Below are 15,788 nucleotides of genomic sequence, written 5' to 3' on the forward strand. Positions count from 1 at the left end.
ACCGAAGGGGTCCGGGTCTTTGTGTGGCGCAGCGGTCCCTGAAGAACCAGGCTCGAGTGATCCCGGCTTTCCCTTTCGTGATTCTTCCGGAGTGAACATCTGTGAGCAGGATTCTGCTGATCCGCCACGCGCATACGGACATGATCGGTGTCGCCCTTTCCGGCCGAATGCCCGGGGTATGTCTTAGCAACCGTGGAAGGGAGCAGGCGGAGCGCCTTGCGGCGGATTTCGTTCAGGTTCCCCTGGACGTGATCTGCAGCAGCCCCCTGGAAAGGACCCTGGAGACCGCTCAAGCCATTTCCGGGACGACCGGAGCTCCCGTTGAAATCCGTGACGGTCTGATCGAGATCGACTATGGAGAGTGGACCGGGTGGAAACTCACCGATTTGATGACGGACGAGCAGTGGCGGATGTTCAGATCGTTCCATGGCGGGATGCGCATTCCCGGCGGGGAGCATATAGATGAGGTACGGGTCAGAATGGTCGGGGAGGTGGAGGAACTGCAACGGCGTTTCCCGACCGGTGTGGTGGCGCTCGTCAGCCACGCGGACCCCATACGGGCGGTATTGGCGCATTACGCGGGTATTCCCCCGGAGTTGTCCCACCGAGTCACCATCAGCCTCGCTTCAGTGAGCGTTCTCGCAATGAACGACGGTCCTCCGAGGATATTGTGCATCAACCGGACCGAGGATCTGCGCCACTACCTTGAAGCATAGCGAGGTGCCCGCGATAGACCCGGAACGACGTCCATGCGCTCTGCGCGCAGCCGTGGAGGAGCCCGAACGGCGGCATTGAAACGGACCGGGCCGCGCCTCTTGAATTCAGTCAAATCCGAGTTATGAATTACCGATAATATCTTGAGAGGAGATTGGCCGCGTGTGATCGGGAACCGGGCGACCTCGTTTTGTGCCGGTTCGCGTTCAAGATCGCGGAACGGGGGATCAGCGGAAGACGAGGCGGGCGTGGAGAAGCTCCGCCCTGCAACCCGCGCAACTTAAAGGGGGGATGCCCTCCCGCCCGATGTCGCCGTCTTGAGCGCGGAGCGGCATCCGACATGAAGGTGAAAGCGATTTGACGATGCAGCCGTATTCTGAGAGTCGCCCCAATGAGGCGAGCTTCACCGTGGCGAGTTACAATACTCACCGCTGCGTGGGTATTGACCGAAAATACGATCCGGAGCGCACAGCCCGGGTGATTCGCGAGCTGGACGCGGACATAATCGGTCTTCAGGAGATAGACGCGGGGTTCTACCGGTCGCAGGGTTCCAGGCAGCTGGAACGGCTGGCCGACGCGACGGGACTCAATGTGGTGAACGGTCCGACGAAAAGAGGTACCGGCGGTCACTACGGAAATGTCCTGCTCACATCCCGCAAGGTCGTCGGAGTGCGGCGGATCGATCTGAGCGTCTACGGTCGCGAACCCCGAGGCGCCATCGACGTGGACCTGGACGTTGACGGCGAAATCGTGAGGGTGATGGTCGTGCACCTCGGCCTCGGCGGGCTCGAGCGCCGCAGGCAGGTGAACCGACTGCTGCACGGGTGCTCCTCGGAGCAAGAACAGTTGCACGTCGTCCTGGGAGACATCAACGAATGGTTTCCCCTGGGACGGCCGTTGCACCGGCTTCATCGGCATTTCGGGAAATCCCCGGCGCGCCGCACGTTCCCTTCGTTTCTTCCGGTCCTGGCGCTGGACCGGATCTGGGTGAAACCGCTGGACGCCCTGATGGAAATCAGCGTTCACGATACCGTTCTGAGCCGGGTGGCCTCGGACCACCTGCCGATCAAGGCCACCATCACCAGGATGGATGCAACGGCCGCATGTGCCGGTTCTTTGTCCGGAGTCAAATGAGCGTGCGGGGAGTTCCGTTTGCCTCGATCACCATCACCGCGGCGTTGTCCATGAAGGCGCGACGCCGCACCGTGAGCTTCATGCCGAGGCCTGCCGCCAGCGGTTCGAGGCCGCCTTCCCTGACGAAAGTCACGTAATTGGCGTGGTGGTCCTTGCCGGCGATTCTCTCGACAATGTTCACCACGGCTCGAAATCCATTGGCAAGCATCCCGCGGGGTCTGATATAGTCCGCAACGATGATTGCGCCTCCTTTGCGCGTGACCCTCGACGTTTCGGCAAGCACATGCATGCGCTTGGACGGATTCATTTCGTGCAGGGCGAATGAAATGATCGCGCAATCGAAGGACGCGGTTTGAAAGTGCAGGCGGGCGGCATCCTCCAGAAAATATCGAATTCCGGGCGGACTGTTCTTGCGCGCCCGGGCCAGCATGGACGGGGAAAGATCCACCGCGCTCACGCTGAAGCCGCTTCCATGAAGCATCATCGCCATCCGCCCGGTTCCGCAGCAGACGTCGAGCACCGTGCGATAACCGCATTCCTGAACGATCCGGCGGATGTCCGACCGGACGCTCCACAGAAAAGGTGCGGTCAGCCCGTCGTAGAGCGGCGCCAACCGCCGGTAGCGATCGCCGGAATCGGTTTCCATGATGTCGTTCATACCTCGTGTTCCGCTTCCTCGCCGCCCGGCGGCACGATGACGCGTGTCCCGATCTTGCGCGGGACCTCGGACCCGAAGGGCAAGAGGACGTTCGATGCTCTACAGCCCCACCTTCTTCAGCATGGCGGTCGCCAACCTCAGCTGTCTTGCGAGTTTCAGCGTCTTCTACCTGTTTCCGTTGTTCATCACGCAGCATGGCGGCGACAAGGCCGATGTCGGGATCATCATGGGAGCGACCGCGCTCGCTTCCGTGGTCTTCAGGCCCTGGATATCGGAAATGATCGACCGCATGGGGCGCAAGCGAAGCTATACCCTGGGATCATTTCTCATGACCGTCCTGCCGCTTGTCTACCTGTATTTTGATGGTACTATCGTTTCATTCTATCTGCCTTTGTTAATCATCAGAATCGTCCACGGCATCGGGTTTGCCGTCTGCATCACGGCGGCGTTCACCTTTGTGGCGGATTTGGTCCCCAAGGATCGGCTCAATGAAGGCATCGGGATGTTCGGCGTTTCGGGTCTGGTGGGGTCCGCTCTGGGGCCGGCGGTGGCGGAGCTCATCATCCGCAGGTTCGACTTCGACACGCTCTTCTATTCCGCGGCGGGTTTTTCTTTGATTGGTCTGCTCGTGCATCTGCCTCTCACGGAAACTTACATTCACACGCTCAAGACGGTGAAAGTCCCGTTTTTCGCCGTATTGAAGCAGGGCCGCATTCTCGGCGTCGCCGTGATAGCTGTCCTGTTCGGCATCGGGCTGGCGGCCGTGAACAACTTCGTATCGCCCTTCGCTCATGCCGTCCATCTGAGCTTCATCTCCGTCTACTACGTCGCCTATTCCACGGCCGCCATTCTGACCAGGGTCGGGGGGGCCCGCCTGGTCGACAGCCTCGGAGAGGATCGGATCATACCCTATGCGTTGCTCCTGACCGGATTAGGGCTGATGAGCATGGTCTTTCTGGGCGGAACGGGCGTGCTCTTCGCGGCGGGATTACTGACGGGATGCGGCCACGGCATTCTCTATCCATCGCTTAACGTGCGCGCCATTCGCGGTCAGCCGATCGAAATAAGGGGGAAAATCGTCGGGGTCTATACGGGCAGCATCGATGCCGGGGTTTTTGCCGGTTCGATCATCCTCGGATATGTGGGGGATCTGCTGGGGTTCAGGGTGCTCTTTCTCAGCGCGGGCGTCGCGCTCCTGGCGGGTCTGGGGATATTCGCCGCCACCGCCGGCAGAGCGTTGCGCGCGCGTGGAATTTGAGCGGCGGGCGAGGGACAGGAGCGCCTTCCCGGGACGAAGCCCAGGCCCAAACCGGGCTGGAAAGATGCAACAAAAGCCCTCGGCACAGGTGCGCGGACTTGCACATTGTTTTACTATTACAAAAGGCGGCTCCGCAGGAGAGAATCCCCTGCCTCGCATTCCCGACCCGCCGCCCGGAGAGATTCGGCGCCCGGAGTGTGCATCGCCCGCGGGTGTCGCGCCGCAACAGTATTCAGCCTCATGAGGTTCCCGACACTATGGACGGCTTTCTCACCGCAGCGCAGTGGATCATTCCCATTGCAATGGTACCGGTCGCGGCTCACGGGCATTCGCCGGTCGGAGCCCTCGCGTGGCTTCTATTCATCTTCTTCAAGCCGTGGGCGGGTTTGATCCTCTACTTCCTGTTCGGCACCAACCTGGTCATGAGGAGGCTCACCAAGAGCTACTGTCAGAGGCTCAGAGAGGTGCGGTCGTTTTCCGACCTGGCGATCATGGAACCTCACGTGTTCGGGCTTTCGTCGGAGCAGACGGAACACCGGCTGGCGAAGATGACGGAGCGGTTGGCGTGCATGCCCATTCTTCAGGGCAACGAGGTCGAGTTCATCGACAACGGTTTTGCGGTCATCGACCGGATGATCGCCGATATCGGGAAGGCGCGCGACCATGTGCACCTGCTGTTCTACATCTTCAACGACGATGAGGTCGGCCGGCGGGTTGCCGAAGCTCTTGCCGGAGCGGCCGCGCGGGGGGTGCCGTGTCGAGTGGTGGTGGACGCCTTCGGGTCGAGATCGCTGAACGGTTCGCTGGGCGAATGGATGGTGAAGCGGGGGATCGATTTCCAGACCCTCATGTCGATCAATCCCTTCCGCAGGCACCTCACCCGCCTGGATCTGCGCAATCACAGGAAGCTCGCGGTGATCGACGGGACCATCGCCTACACGGGTTCCATGAATATCGAGACAAAAGACTACGATCAGGGGCGGGCCGAAGCCTGGCACGACCTGATGGTCCGCGTCACGGGTCCGGTCGTCATGCAATTGCAGCTGGTGTTCGGCGAAGACTGGTACCTTGCGACCGATAAGCTGCTCGAGGGGCCGGGGATCTATCCCGTTCTCGATCGGGGCGGAACCGTTCCCATGCAGGCCGTGCCCACCGGTCCCATGGACCCCACCACCGTGCTGCGGGATCTGCTCATTGCGGCAGTCAGCGGAGCACGCGAGAGGATCATCATCACTTCGCCGTACTTCATTCCGGACGAATCGCTTCGCGTCGCCCTCCATCTGGCTTCGTTGCGCGGGGTGAGCGTGGAACTCGTCATCCCCTTCAATGCCGACCACCCGGTGGTGGGGGCAGTGGCCAGGGCTCATTTCGAGTGTCTCATCGACGGCGGCGTCAACATTTATTTCCACCGGGGAGTGCTGCACGCCAAGACCATGAGCGTCGACGATGAAGTGTCACTCGTGACGACGGCTAATTTCGATCGAAGATCGCTCTTTCTTCATTCCGAGCTGAGCCTTTTTCTCTACGGACGGGAAGTCACCGCCCGGTTGCGCGATCTGCAGTCGAAGTACATCGCGCATTCGGACAAGGTGGACCCGGCGCGATGGAAGCGAAGATCGGTGATTCGCAGAAGCAGGGATGAAATTCTCAAATTGTTGAGCCCGGTGCTCTAGACCTGTGGAACGGGGGAAGTCGTCCGCTCTCGACCGCGACCCCGGATAGGGACTGTCCCATGACCATTTCCCTGAAACCGGAGCATTTGAAACGCTACAAGGACCTGGTTTGGCTCCTGGTGAAGTACGGGAGGTCGGACATCATCAGCCAGGCCGGACTGGATACGATCATTCCGGAGCAGGAGCTGCCCTCGCCGGTAGTGAGCCCCAAGGTCGACGAACTGCCGCATGACCTCGAAAAACTCGGTCCGACCTACATCAAGCTCGGCCAGTTCCTTTCCACGCGTTCGGACCTGCTGCCTCCCCAGTACCTCGAAGCGCTTTCCCGCCTGCAGGACAGCGCGGAACAGTTCCCATTCGAAAAGGTCGAGGAAATCCTCATCCTTGAGCTCGGGCAGCGGACGACCAGGGAGTTTGCTTCCTTCGATCCGGTTCCTCTCGCCGCCGCCTCCCTGGCCCAGGTGCACAGGGCCGTGCTGCGCGACGGCAGGCTGGTGGCGGTGAAAGTGCAGCGGCCCGGCATCAGGCGCCGCGTGATTCAAGATCTGGAGGCGTTCGATGAGTTGGCGGAATTCCTCGAGCGGCACCTCTCCCTTGCCAAGCGGTTCATGCTCCAGGCAACGGTGGCCGAATTCCGCAAGGCCGTAATGCGGGAGCTCGATTTCCGGCAGGAGGCTCAGAACCTGATCGTCCTGGCCAGAAACCTGCGGGATTACGATCTCATTGTTGTGCCGACACCGATCGAAGAGTACAGCTCGACCCGTGTCCTCACGATGGACTACCTCGAAGGCCGCAAGCTGACAACCATCGGTTTCACCGAACCCCTGGCTGCGGAGCGTTCCAAGCTTGCCGACCACCTTTTCCGGGCCTATCTGCAACAGATTTTCCTGGACGGGTTCTACCATGCCGACCCGCACCCCGGGAACCTCTACCTCACCGGGGACGGCAGACTGGCCCTGGTCGACCTGGGCATGGTCGCGCGCATCTCGGGCGCCAGCCAGCAAAAACTGCTGCGCATGATGGTCGCCATCGGGGAGGGACGCAGCGAGGAGGCGGCGGAGTTCGCCGTCGAGCTCGGGGAAAAGACGCTTCTGTTCGACGAGAAACGTTTCCGGAAGGAAATCAGCGACCTCATCATCAGGTATCAGCGGGCCACGATCAAGGAAATCCAGGCGGGGAAAATCCTCCTGGAACTGCTCAAAGCCGCCGGCAACAGCGGAATCCGCTTCCCCTCGGAGTTCACGATGCTCGGCAAGACACTCATGAACCTCGATGCCATCGGAAGGATACTCGACCCCTCCTACGACCCCAATGCCGCACTCAGGCGCTATTCCGGCCAACTGCTTCGGCAGCGGATTCGAAAAACCGTTTCCGCCGCCAATGTTTTCGAAATGCTGATCGATTCACAGGACTTTCTGCGGCTGTTGCCCAAGAGGATCGGCAAAATCATCGACCTGGTGGCTGAGAACCGGGTCAGGATGCAGGCCAACGTGATCGACGAAAAATATCTCATGACGGGACTGCAAAAGATCGCCAACCGCCTGACCCTCGGGCTCATCCTGGCCGCTCTCATCGTGGGAGCCGCGCTGATGATGCGCATTCGCACGGAGTTCACCCTCTTCGGATATCCCGGCATTCCGATCCTGTTCTTTCTCGTTGCCGTTATAGGCAGCCTGGCACTGGTATTCTCGATTGTCATCCACGACGAACGGGTAAGAAGAATGAAGCGGCCGCGCGACGAAGACGGCGAAAAATGAAGGCACGGCTCCTGCCCGCTGGAAGAACCGCGCACGGGAACCTGCACGCTCGGCGGTCGGAATCCGCGGGGCCGGATCAACATTCCCGCCGCTGCGTGCGGCATGACGCCCCGATGTTCCAACCCGGGGGAAGATGATGTGGCGCCGTGTCCCGGATTCGGGCCGGGGCTGAGGGCCGAACGGTGAGCAGAGCTTCTCGGCCTGAAGTGGAACGCTCGGGGAACGTCAACTTCCCTCGGCTTTCGGCTCATCCGCTTCTTTGGTGTCTGCCGTCATGCCGAGCCGCTGTTCGAGTGCTTCGACCCTGGCCGTGAGGTCCTGGAATTCCTTTCTCCTGACGAAGTCCACGGCGTTCACCAATTTCTTGACGGTTTCCTGGGTCTTTGCGTTGATCTCGTCCCACTGGCGCTGGCCGCTCTTGACGAGGTCGTCGGCCAGCTTGTCGGCCTCTTCGGTCGAAAGCCTCCCCTCCTCGACCAGCATGCGGGTGAATTCCTGCACCTTCTCCTTGGTCAGAACCACAACGCCAAGACCCGCCAGGAAACTCTTTCTGATCAATTCGAACATCACTCAAATCTCCTTTCATCAGTCAAGACAGGGTAAAGACCACGGCGGTTGCCGGCGTGCCTTCCGTTTTCTTCCCGTACGGAAGTCACCCTTGAAATAGAATAGCAACCGATCGAAACCATGGCAACCGAATTACAGGCGCAGCCGCATCTCCCGGGGGAAACGGCTTCGCCGGAAAGGATTCTTTACAGCAGACGGCGATCCGTTCTAAATAGGGAATGGCCGAGCGGGCGGGCGTTCATGCCGCCATGGGGACAGCCGGCCATCCTTGGGAGCGGCGGCCGCAAAACCTTGACACGCCGGCGTGCCGCATGTCCGGCTCACCCTTTCCAGGGGGCGACGGCCGGAAGGATCGACCCTATGAAGACCGTTCGTCAGGAGATGATCGAAGAGCTTGTCAAAGGAGAGCAAACCGCGCTGGGTCTTTCGAAGAGCCTGCGCAGGAGCGAGAAGGATATTTACGAGCACCTGGAGCACATCAGCCGTTCCTTGACATCGCAAGGCAAACGGCTCACCATCGTGCCCGCGAGGTGCCTGGAATGCGGATACCTCTTCGAGAGCAGAAATCGATTCACCAGCCCGGGGCGCTGTCCCAGGTGCAAGGGGACGCACATCGAGGATCCCAGATATCGAATCGAGTGACGCGGGTTTCACCCCCCTGAGCTCAAGGGTGCCCGCGGGGAACGACGTTTCGATGAGAATACCCTCGGGGCGAGAGGGCTTAATCCTTTGTCGTGAGCCTGCGGCTCATGGAATATGTGAAAAGTGTAGGTTTGACCCCATGACGAAAGTGATCCTGGAACGAGCGTCGTACGAATACGGCAGTCTCAGAACCCACATTTTTTCGATGTTGGAATCATGCGGAATTTCAGTGGGCGAGGGGCGCAAAGTGCTGCTCAAGCCGAACCTGCTCGCGCCCGCATCCCCGGAAAAAGCGATGTTGACGCACCCCCTCGTGGTCAGGGTCGCGGCGGAGTACGTGCTGGAAAAGGGAGGCGTCGTTCAATTGTCGGACAGCCCCGCGATGGGCGGTTTCGACAAAGTCCTGAGGGAAAGCGGCATTAAGGATGCCCTGGCGGGTCTCCCCGTGGAGTTCAAGGAATTTCGGGACAGTGTCCCCGTGGAGGTCGGTCCCCCCTTCAATCGACTGGAACTTGCGGCGGACGCCCTCGATGCGGACGTCCTGATCAATCTTCCCAAGCTCAAAACGCACGGTCAGATGCTTCTCACTCTCGGCGTGAAGAACCTCTTCGGATGCGTCGTCGGTTTGAGAAAACCCCAGTGGCACCTTCGGACGGGAGTCGACCGGGAGATGTTTGCCGCCCTGCTGGTGACGATTTACAGGAAACTCATGCCTTCCGTCACGATTTTGGACGGCATCCTGGCCATGGAGGGCAACGGCCCGGGGCGTGGCGGAAAACCGAAGGAACTGGGGTTGTTGATGGCGAGCACGGATGCGATTGCCGTCGACATGACGGTGTGTGAAATGCTGGGCCTCCCCGCGGACGCATTGTTCACCAACGCCGCCGCCGCGCGGGCGGGCATCGCTCCGGCGCGGATCGACGTGCGGGGTGACAAGTTCCGCATTCAGGGCTTCCAGCTTCCGAAAATGACCCCCCTGGTCTTCGGGCCGAAGTTCACTCATAAACTCATGAGAAAATTCCTCGTCCAAAGACCCCAGGCGGATCCGCTCCTGTGCAAGGCATGCGGGGACTGCCGCAAGTACTGCCCGGCCGGCGCGATCACCCAGGCCGGCTCGAAAATCGAATTCGATTACGATCGCTGCATCCGGTGCTACTGCTGCATCGAAGTGTGCCCGCACGGAGCGCTCCGAGCGGTGGAGCCCTATCCCGGGCGCCTGTTCAACCGGATCATACGGCGCTGACCCTTCGGCCGGGCCAAGCCCCGGGTCCAGACTGACGAGCGGGTCCTTTCGGACGGAAGCGAAAGCCCGCGCCTTGGGGGGGCCAAACCCCGGGTTCAGACTGACGAGCGGAGGTCAGGGAGTCTTCTTGACGATGCCGATCACGTTCGGGACGGGCAGTGGAATCTGGATGGAGCTGTTTTGTTCCAAGGCGGGCTCCCAGCTTCCGTATCGTTCCAGGGTGGTTTTCCCCGTGGAGAGATAGAGCGATGCCTGAGGGCCTCCCTCGAGGTACATCGCCCTCTGCAGCGAAAGCGGGAGGGTCAGCAGGACTTCGATGAAATCGTGGACCGTTATCGGGGAACGGCAAAACAGCAGCAAAACCTTGCCGGTTTCATCGGTCCCGATCGCAACGGTACTCCATCTGCCGGCCTGCTGCCGCCAGACGTTTTTCCGATCGCACGAGATCATCCGGATGCTCTGCACGAAGGTCCGGTATTTCTGACGCAGGCTGTTGAAATCCTGGCATTCCCTGTCGATGATCTGAACTTCCGGAACGTCCGGACCGGACGGATTGAACGCCAGCACGGTCTTGTCCCTGCCCAGTCGGGGGTTGTTCACGTGGTCGAAATTCTTCATATAGCCCACGCTGGCCAGTCCATCCTCCTGGTACATCCCCGCGTTGACCGCGGCAATCAGGTTGAACTGCCGGCTCCATTCCCGCGCGGTCATCTTTTCGCGGGTGTTCTCGGAGGCGTTGATCAGCTTGAATGCATAGTATCGCGGGTCGATCCGGACCACGGTGATCCTGTATTCGAGCTCATCGGAAGACGATGAGGAAAACTCCGCGACCCCCAGACCTTCATCGAGGACTTTCCACGGGTCTTTCTCGTCGCTTGCCCACGCGGGGAATACACAGGTGAACAGCAGGAAAGAAACGAGGAGCAGGAAACTTGTCCGAGACCGGGGCGAAGTTGCCGTTCCCGGTCGCGCGGGGAGCAATTCCGGCTTTCGGTCATAACCTTTGGAAAACCTCATCGAGACCATCCTGTCCGCTAAGGTTCCCGGGCAGTTTCCACGCGGCGGCCCCTTGCGGCCGCATCACGAAATGAAGCGAATGAGGATAAAACTTTCCGCCGCTCATTTTCCACTCGTGGGTCTTTTCTGTAAAGCCAAAAGAGCATGAATCGGCGTGCGCTCTCCATTCGGCCGAATCCTCGCGCCTTCTTCGAGCTGATCCGCATGAGGGCGGCTTCCCGTCATCGGGCGCCCCGTTTTTGACTCTCATGACCGACCGGCCCCTCATGTGCGGGCTTGCTCGGCGTAGAGATCGCCTCCATAATGTGCTTTGCCCCGACCGGCTCCTCTTGTGAGGGCTACCCCGGAGCGCGGCCGACCCCTGTCTGACCGATGTAACCCCGGACAACGAGCCGTCCGCCGGTCACGTCACCGGGGGTTTTCTGCCCGAGAGCAGTGAAACGAGAAAGAACACGAGAAACAGGATGAACAGGACTTGCGCGATCCATGCCTGCGCGCCGATAATCCCGCCGAATCCCAGTACGCCGGCTGCAATAGCCACTGCCAGGAATATCAAAGCCCATGCAATCATAGGAAACACCCCTTTCTTCACTTCTTTGCGCGGAAGGCCCGACGCCTTCCGGCGATATTGAAACCAACGAGTCACATTGAAAGTAATGATTCTTGTATGTGGTGCAACATATTGTATTGCCGATTGAACTTTTTTTATACAGGGTCACGTTTAAGACGGGTACAGTGGGCGGGAGGGCATAAAGCCCGCCCGCGTTAGGTCCGGCTACGTCTGAGGGGCCCATCGGCCCGTAGGGGCGGGCTTTATGCCCGCCCGCGTTTCCTCCCGCTGGGCAGCTGTTGTGTGATCTTGATCGCAAGTTCGTGTCGCAGACGGTGTGCTGTGTCCCCATGCGCGGGGAAAAGGGGAGAATGCAGGAAAACGCGGTCAAATGAGCGAAGCTGTGTCCCCGGGAGAGGAGGGAGCCCGACGTGAGTAGGCCATGCGCCGGTCGGCGCCGGCCTTGCTCGAAAAGCGGGCAAAGCCCGGCGTCAGTAGGCCATGCTGCGCAGAGATCGCATGATGAGCGTGAAACCCATGGCGAGCATGCCCATGAGTCCCATGCCGCACGAAAAACCGGCCAGGAGTACGGGGGCGTATTGTCGCCAGGACAGGCCGTATTTTTTCGTGAAGTAGTAGCGGCCGAGCAGGGCGCCGAGGATCTCCAGGATGATTCCGTGCGGCGTGGTTTGACCGATTCCCCTGGTCACTCCGTAGATCAGCATGACCGGCAGGCGCAATGCGGCGAGCAGCCAATAGGTGGCCATTCCGAGTCCCATTCCCCAGCCCAGGTAATTGAGCTTGAGCGCCTGGAAGAAGGGGGAATTCCCTTCGAGTGTGGCGCTCTGAAGCAGCAGGCTGTTGAGCGCCTGGAGGTGCCAGAGTTCCTGCGCATAAGGGTACTGGGTTGAAGGAATAGGCGCAAGTTTCCAGATATACTGAGAAAAAAGGAGGCTCGCGATGAGGACCACGGGTATCACCAGGATTTCCGCCTTGATGATGCTCCTGAAACTGGTGCCGGTCAGCTCGATCTCCCTCCACCTCACCGTCGCCTTCCCGTAGTTGTGGAACGGAATGGGGGCGTACCAGATGCCTATGCCGGTGTACCCGAAGAAGCGGGACGCGGCGATGAAGCTTGCCTCCCTGACCATGGGCAGACTCACGAACTGCCCGGCGATGCCCTCCATCCGGGCCGAAACGTACGAGATGATGGGCGTGTAGATGAAACCGTAAGCCACCAGGAAAATCCATGGAAAACCCGGAACCAGCAGCGAGGAGAGAATGACGTAGGCGGTGGTCGAGACGACATAGATGGCGATGGCGATCCAGACGCTGAAATCGCCGCGTCCGGGGGGAGGGGAGAACAGCACCCGGAACCGCTCCTTGAGGGTGCCCTGGTACTTTTGCCTGAAGCTGATGGAGACGTGGACGATGCCGATGACCGCGATCGCCAGCCCCAGCCCGATACTGAAGCTCATGTAGAAGTCGAAGTTGTTGGCGAAGACCGTATCGACCGTCCCCATGCCTTTGTGCCAGCGATGCAGGATGCCGTAGTTGTAAAGGATCGGGTTTGCGACCATGGTGATGATCAGGCCCACTCCTCCGCCGATCACCGCCCAGAAGGGCAGAACCATCCCCAGGAAAAGCAGCCCGAGGTCCAGTTGAATACCTGTGGCGACCGCGGGCAGAAAGTCTTCCGTGGCGTGGGTGAGCTCGATCCAGGGAATGGGGAAGAGCCGGATCGGCTCCGAAAGTATGACTCCCGATGCGGCCGGAAGGAGGACGTAGAGCGCCCCGAAGGCAAGACCGATCATTCCTCCCACCGAGAATACCCGCCATTTCCAACCAGACTCCTCCTTCTCCGTCGATTCGGCCAGGGCCATGTTCCCGAGAGCGCCGACCGGCGCCATGGGAAATGGGAGTTTCTCCACGTCGGAGGTGAGCCGGTAAAGGGCGTAGCCGAGGCCGAAGTGATCCACCGCCGAAATGAGCTCGAAGCCCACCATGAGCAGGACCGGGATGAGCCAATCGCGGTGGAAGAACGTGCGATCCACCAGGGCTTCGGAGCCCGGCTGCGGGGCGATCCACGCGGGGATGTGCTGGGTGAGCCCGAGCATGCGGGCGGCTTCGGACTGGACCAGGTACTGGTTCCAGAGCAGACCCGAGAAAGGACTGGCGAGCGCGGCGCCCGCCATGTAGTAGAGGACGAAAATCTCCTGCTGGCTCAAACGGGTATAGGCGCGCTTGGCGATTTCGGCGAACAGAATGATGGTCACCCAGCGAGCGGCCGGACCTATGCCGGTGCCCACCACGAGGCCGAGGTACATCGATCCGGGCATCATCAGAAAACCGATGAAGATCGCTCCGACGATGGATTTCCAGCCAAATCCCTCCTCGAATTTCTCCGGCGGTTTCAGGAGATCGCGATATTCTTTAAGTTCCTTGTCCTCGTACATGTTCTTCCTTCGATGCCCGTTGTCGATGGGAGATGTATCAAATCGTCGTCTTCCCCGGCGCGATGAGAGGCCGCGGGGTGCAGTGCCGGTCCGGGGGCGGAACCGGCGGAATGCTTCACAGCGGCAGCACGTGGTAGCTGATCGGCGTGAACAGCCCGACGATCAGCCAGATGACGGCCATGATCATGTCGCCGACGATCAGGCCTATGAACAGGCGCCTGATCTCGCGGTAGAGATTGGCTCCCCCGTACCTGAGCACCAGGGTGTTGCAGAGCCAGCCGATGAAAAACCCGAACCACAGGATTTGCATGGCGGAGCTGTAGGTGACCAAGTAGCCGATGGGATGGAGCGGCCACCAGATGAACCGGTGATAACCCATCACGAGCAGGCCCATGAAGGCGGCCCCGATCAGGGTGAAGGCGATGCTCCAGCTCTTGGGCTCTTCCGGGTGGCTGAAAAGATGGGTGACGTTCTCATGAACGCGCCTGGTGGACTCGATGGCCCAGTCATCGGGAAGAGCGTTCACCCCGTATCTGTAATAAAGCGCGAGCATGGCGGCAAAGGACACGACCATTCCGAGCGCGATGGCCCAGACGATTCCCCAAAGAAAACGGTTCCGCGGACGGCTTCCGTCCGAAAGCTTCGAGGCGTGGCAGATGGAGGGCATGAGCGATTCCCGCATGTCCAGGAAGGTGACTTTCTGAAGAATCACGGCCATGCCCAGGGTCGCCGGACCGATGAGCCGGGTGTCGAGGAAGGCCAGGAAACCGTCGGAGGGCGCCAGGGTCAAGGTGAAGTAGGGCAGGCCGCCCTGGCAGATGAGCCTGGAGGCGACCAGCTGGAGCATGAAGCAGACCGCCAGGAAAAGGATCGCCGAAAGCAGGCTCATGCCGAAAAAGGTCAGCCATGCGGTGATCCCGACGATTCCGATGAAAAAGAGGTAGAGCGCCGGCCGGGGCGACATGAGGCCACAGTACTCCGGGGTTTCACGGCTCCTGGAGAAAGCGGATTTCAGGACCGCCAGCAGGTGTTGCCTCGAGAGCCAGAGCAGGAAGAAGAAGTACATTCCGAAGGCCCCGATCATCTGCATTTCTTCCACTTTCGAGAGCACGGGGCCGAAGGTGGTGCCGAGCGCGGCCGCCGGAAAGCGCCAGCCCACGAGCTTCAGAATGCCGGGCAGCAGCCCGCCGAGAATGAAAAAGCTCCACAGGCTGAAGGACACCTGCTTGGAGGCCAGGAAGGCAAATCCGATGAAGGCCGGATAGATGTAGATCTTCATTTTGTAAAAACCCGACAGGAGGCCTTCCTTGGGAATGTACGGTTGAGCGAGAACCAGGGTCGGGATCTGAGGCACCTGGGGGAAGTAGGTGTGCAATCCGTTGAGCAGATGCAGAAGCACGGGGATGGTGAGGCCCACGATGAAATAGCGGTGGGTCAGAAAGCGCCGCAGGGTCTTGTCTTCCGCCTCCTGGCTGAGCACTTCCGGCACGCGAAGGAGCGGGAAATTCATCTTCTCGTTTTCGATCCACTGGTGAGAAAACAAGCCGACCATGCCCAGCATCGCCATGTAGACGAGGCCGATGAAAATCGCCCACCAGAACATCGGCGTCAGCCAGGCCGACCAGGGAATGCGGCTGAGCACCTGCCACCAGGTCATATCGATGCCGCCGCTGAACCCGCTGTAAAGCGTTCGAACCATTTCGGGATCGTTCGGGAACAGAGCCGACGGCAGGAACGACTGGAGCAATTGCCCGGTTTCTCCCGAAGAGAGCTTGAGCCATGTCGGGCTGGTGATATTGATGATGAAGGTGCGCATGAGCCCGGTATAGGCGATCCCGGTAGCAACGGTGACCATGGCCCAGATCAGGAGCAGCTCGTGATAATGGAAGCGCCATTTCCTGTTGATCGCACCGAGCGCGGGGTTGACTACGACCAGGATTATGAACAGACAGACAAAGGACGCGAGGGGAAAGTGGCCGCCCGCGACGGGACTGTTCTGCAGCCTGATGTTGTTGTACGGCGTGAACACACAGCACAGAAGAACCAGAACCAGTCCGAACGCCAGCGCGGGGAATCGTATCCGCAATTCTCTCATCGAGCGAGTTTCCTTTGGTCGTCA

Annotated in this window: 13 protein-coding genes; 7 read left to right on the forward strand and 6 right to left on the reverse strand. The window is 60.2% G+C overall.

Annotated elements, in window-relative coordinates; all coding sequences use genetic code 11:
* Positions 1 to 101 precede the first annotated feature (101 nt).
* Both SFUM_RS01220 and SFUM_RS01225 read left to right on the forward strand, forming a co-directional pair.
* Positions 102 to 716, forward strand: coding sequence for a histidine phosphatase family protein (locus SFUM_RS01220; protein ID WP_011697112.1), 615 nt, complete (start codon positions 102 to 104; stop codon positions 714 to 716).
* Positions 717 to 1,077: 361 nt separating this feature from the next.
* Positions 1,078 to 1,848: an endonuclease/exonuclease/phosphatase family protein gene (locus tag SFUM_RS01225; protein WP_083763894.1), complete on the forward strand. Its 771-nt coding sequence runs from the start codon at positions 1,078 to 1,080 to the stop codon at positions 1,846 to 1,848.
* On the opposite strand, the gene SFUM_RS01230 is transcribed toward SFUM_RS01225, so the two are convergent.
* Complete coding sequence (locus SFUM_RS01230) at positions 1,841 to 2,506, reverse strand: class I SAM-dependent methyltransferase (protein ID WP_049766251.1); 666 nt, start codon at positions 2,504 to 2,506, stop codon at positions 1,841 to 1,843. The two genes, SFUM_RS01225 and SFUM_RS01230, sit on opposite strands and share 8 nt — an antisense overlap.
* Before the next feature lie 94 nt (positions 2,507 to 2,600).
* Here SFUM_RS01230 and SFUM_RS01235 point away from each other — a divergent pair, with 94 nt between their 5' ends.
* From SFUM_RS01235 to SFUM_RS01245, 3 genes are all read left to right on the forward strand, one after another.
* A complete protein-coding gene (locus tag SFUM_RS01235; protein WP_011697115.1) occupies positions 2,601 to 3,764 on the forward strand; it encodes an MFS transporter in 1,164 nt (387 codons plus the stop codon).
* 257 nt (positions 3,765 to 4,021) lie between these two features.
* The gene (cls, locus tag SFUM_RS01240) at positions 4,022 to 5,437 is read left to right on the forward strand and encodes a cardiolipin synthase (protein ID WP_011697116.1); all 1,416 of its coding nucleotides are present in this window, start codon (positions 4,022 to 4,024) and stop codon (positions 5,435 to 5,437) included.
* 59 nt (positions 5,438 to 5,496) lie between these two features.
* Complete coding sequence (locus tag SFUM_RS01245) at positions 5,497 to 7,194, forward strand: ABC1 kinase family protein (RefSeq protein WP_011697117.1); 1,698 nt, start codon at positions 5,497 to 5,499, stop codon at positions 7,192 to 7,194.
* Positions 7,195 to 7,419: 225 nt separating this feature from the next.
* Here the strand turns inward: SFUM_RS01245 and SFUM_RS01250 are convergent, their stop codons facing one another.
* Complete coding sequence (locus SFUM_RS01250; protein WP_011697118.1) at positions 7,420 to 7,761, reverse strand: phasin family protein; 342 nt, start codon at positions 7,759 to 7,761, stop codon at positions 7,420 to 7,422.
* Positions 7,762 to 8,121: 360 nt separating this feature from the next.
* Between SFUM_RS01250 and SFUM_RS01255 the strand changes: the two genes are divergently transcribed.
* Entirely contained in the window at positions 8,122 to 8,403 is a 282-nt protein-coding gene (locus SFUM_RS01255; RefSeq protein WP_011697119.1) for a transcriptional regulator, read from the forward strand.
* Positions 8,404 to 8,542: 139 nt separating this feature from the next.
* Positions 8,543 to 9,646 (forward strand): DUF362 domain-containing protein, encoded by a 1,104-nt coding sequence (locus SFUM_RS01260; RefSeq protein WP_041439543.1) that lies wholly within the window; start codon positions 8,543 to 8,545, stop codon positions 9,644 to 9,646.
* A 114-nt stretch (positions 9,647 to 9,760) separates the two neighbouring features.
* Here the strand turns inward: SFUM_RS01260 and SFUM_RS01265 are convergent, their stop codons facing one another.
* From SFUM_RS01265 to SFUM_RS01280, 4 genes are all read right to left on the reverse strand, one after another.
* On the reverse strand, positions 9,761 to 10,663 hold the full coding sequence (locus tag SFUM_RS01265) for a phosphodiester glycosidase family protein (protein WP_011697121.1): 903 nt from the start codon (positions 10,661 to 10,663) through the stop codon (positions 9,761 to 9,763).
* Positions 10,664 to 11,066: 403 nt separating this feature from the next.
* Positions 11,067 to 11,234: a DUF1328 domain-containing protein gene (locus tag SFUM_RS22295; RefSeq protein ID WP_041439546.1), complete on the reverse strand. Its 168-nt coding sequence runs from the start codon at positions 11,232 to 11,234 to the stop codon at positions 11,067 to 11,069.
* Positions 11,235 to 11,704: 470 nt separating this feature from the next.
* A complete protein-coding gene (locus SFUM_RS01275) occupies positions 11,705 to 13,669 on the reverse strand; it encodes an OPT family oligopeptide transporter (RefSeq protein ID WP_011697123.1) in 1,965 nt (654 codons plus the stop codon).
* Positions 13,670 to 13,784: 115 nt separating this feature from the next.
* On the reverse strand, positions 13,785 to 15,764 hold the full coding sequence (locus SFUM_RS01280) for a DUF6785 family protein (protein ID WP_011697124.1): 1,980 nt from the start codon (positions 15,762 to 15,764) through the stop codon (positions 13,785 to 13,787).
* Between the last annotated feature and the right edge of the window lie 24 nt (positions 15,765 to 15,788).

The organism is Syntrophobacter fumaroxidans MPOB (assembly GCF_000014965.1).
GTDB classification, from domain to species: Bacteria; Desulfobacterota; Syntrophobacteria; order Syntrophobacterales; family Syntrophobacteraceae; genus Syntrophobacter; species Syntrophobacter fumaroxidans.

What these genes read in the sequence shown, in the direction of transcription:
- SFUM_RS01235 (WP_011697115.1), top strand. Translation starts at nt 2,601, where the DNA reads ATGCTCTACAGCCCCACCTTCTTCAGCATGGCGGTCGCCAACCTCAGC.
- SFUM_RS01280 (WP_011697124.1), bottom strand. Translation starts at nt 15,764, where the DNA reads ATGAGAGAATTGCGGATACGATTCCCCGCGCTGGCGTTCGGACTGGTT.
- SFUM_RS01245 (WP_011697117.1), top strand. Translation starts at nt 5,497, where the DNA reads ATGACCATTTCCCTGAAACCGGAGCATTTGAAACGCTACAAGGACCTG.
- SFUM_RS01255 (WP_011697119.1), top strand. Translation starts at nt 8,122, where the DNA reads ATGAAGACCGTTCGTCAGGAGATGATCGAAGAGCTTGTCAAAGGAGAG.
- SFUM_RS01265 (WP_011697121.1), bottom strand. Translation starts at nt 10,663, where the DNA reads ATGAGGTTTTCCAAAGGTTATGACCGAAAGCCGGAATTGCTCCCCGCG.
- cls (WP_011697116.1), top strand. Translation starts at nt 4,022, where the DNA reads ATGGACGGCTTTCTCACCGCAGCGCAGTGGATCATTCCCATTGCAATG.
- SFUM_RS01225 (WP_083763894.1), top strand. Translation starts at nt 1,078, where the DNA reads ATGCAGCCGTATTCTGAGAGTCGCCCCAATGAGGCGAGCTTCACCGTG.
- SFUM_RS22295 (WP_041439546.1), bottom strand. Translation starts at nt 11,234, where the DNA reads ATGATTGCATGGGCTTTGATATTCCTGGCAGTGGCTATTGCAGCCGGC.
- SFUM_RS01250 (WP_011697118.1), bottom strand. Translation starts at nt 7,761, where the DNA reads ATGTTCGAATTGATCAGAAAGAGTTTCCTGGCGGGTCTTGGCGTTGTG.
- SFUM_RS01275 (WP_011697123.1), bottom strand. Translation starts at nt 13,669, where the DNA reads ATGTACGAGGACAAGGAACTTAAAGAATATCGCGATCTCCTGAAACCG.
- SFUM_RS01230 (WP_049766251.1), bottom strand. Translation starts at nt 2,506, where the DNA reads ATGAACGACATCATGGAAACCGATTCCGGCGATCGCTACCGGCGGTTG.
- SFUM_RS01260 (WP_041439543.1), top strand. Translation starts at nt 8,543, where the DNA reads ATGACGAAAGTGATCCTGGAACGAGCGTCGTACGAATACGGCAGTCTC.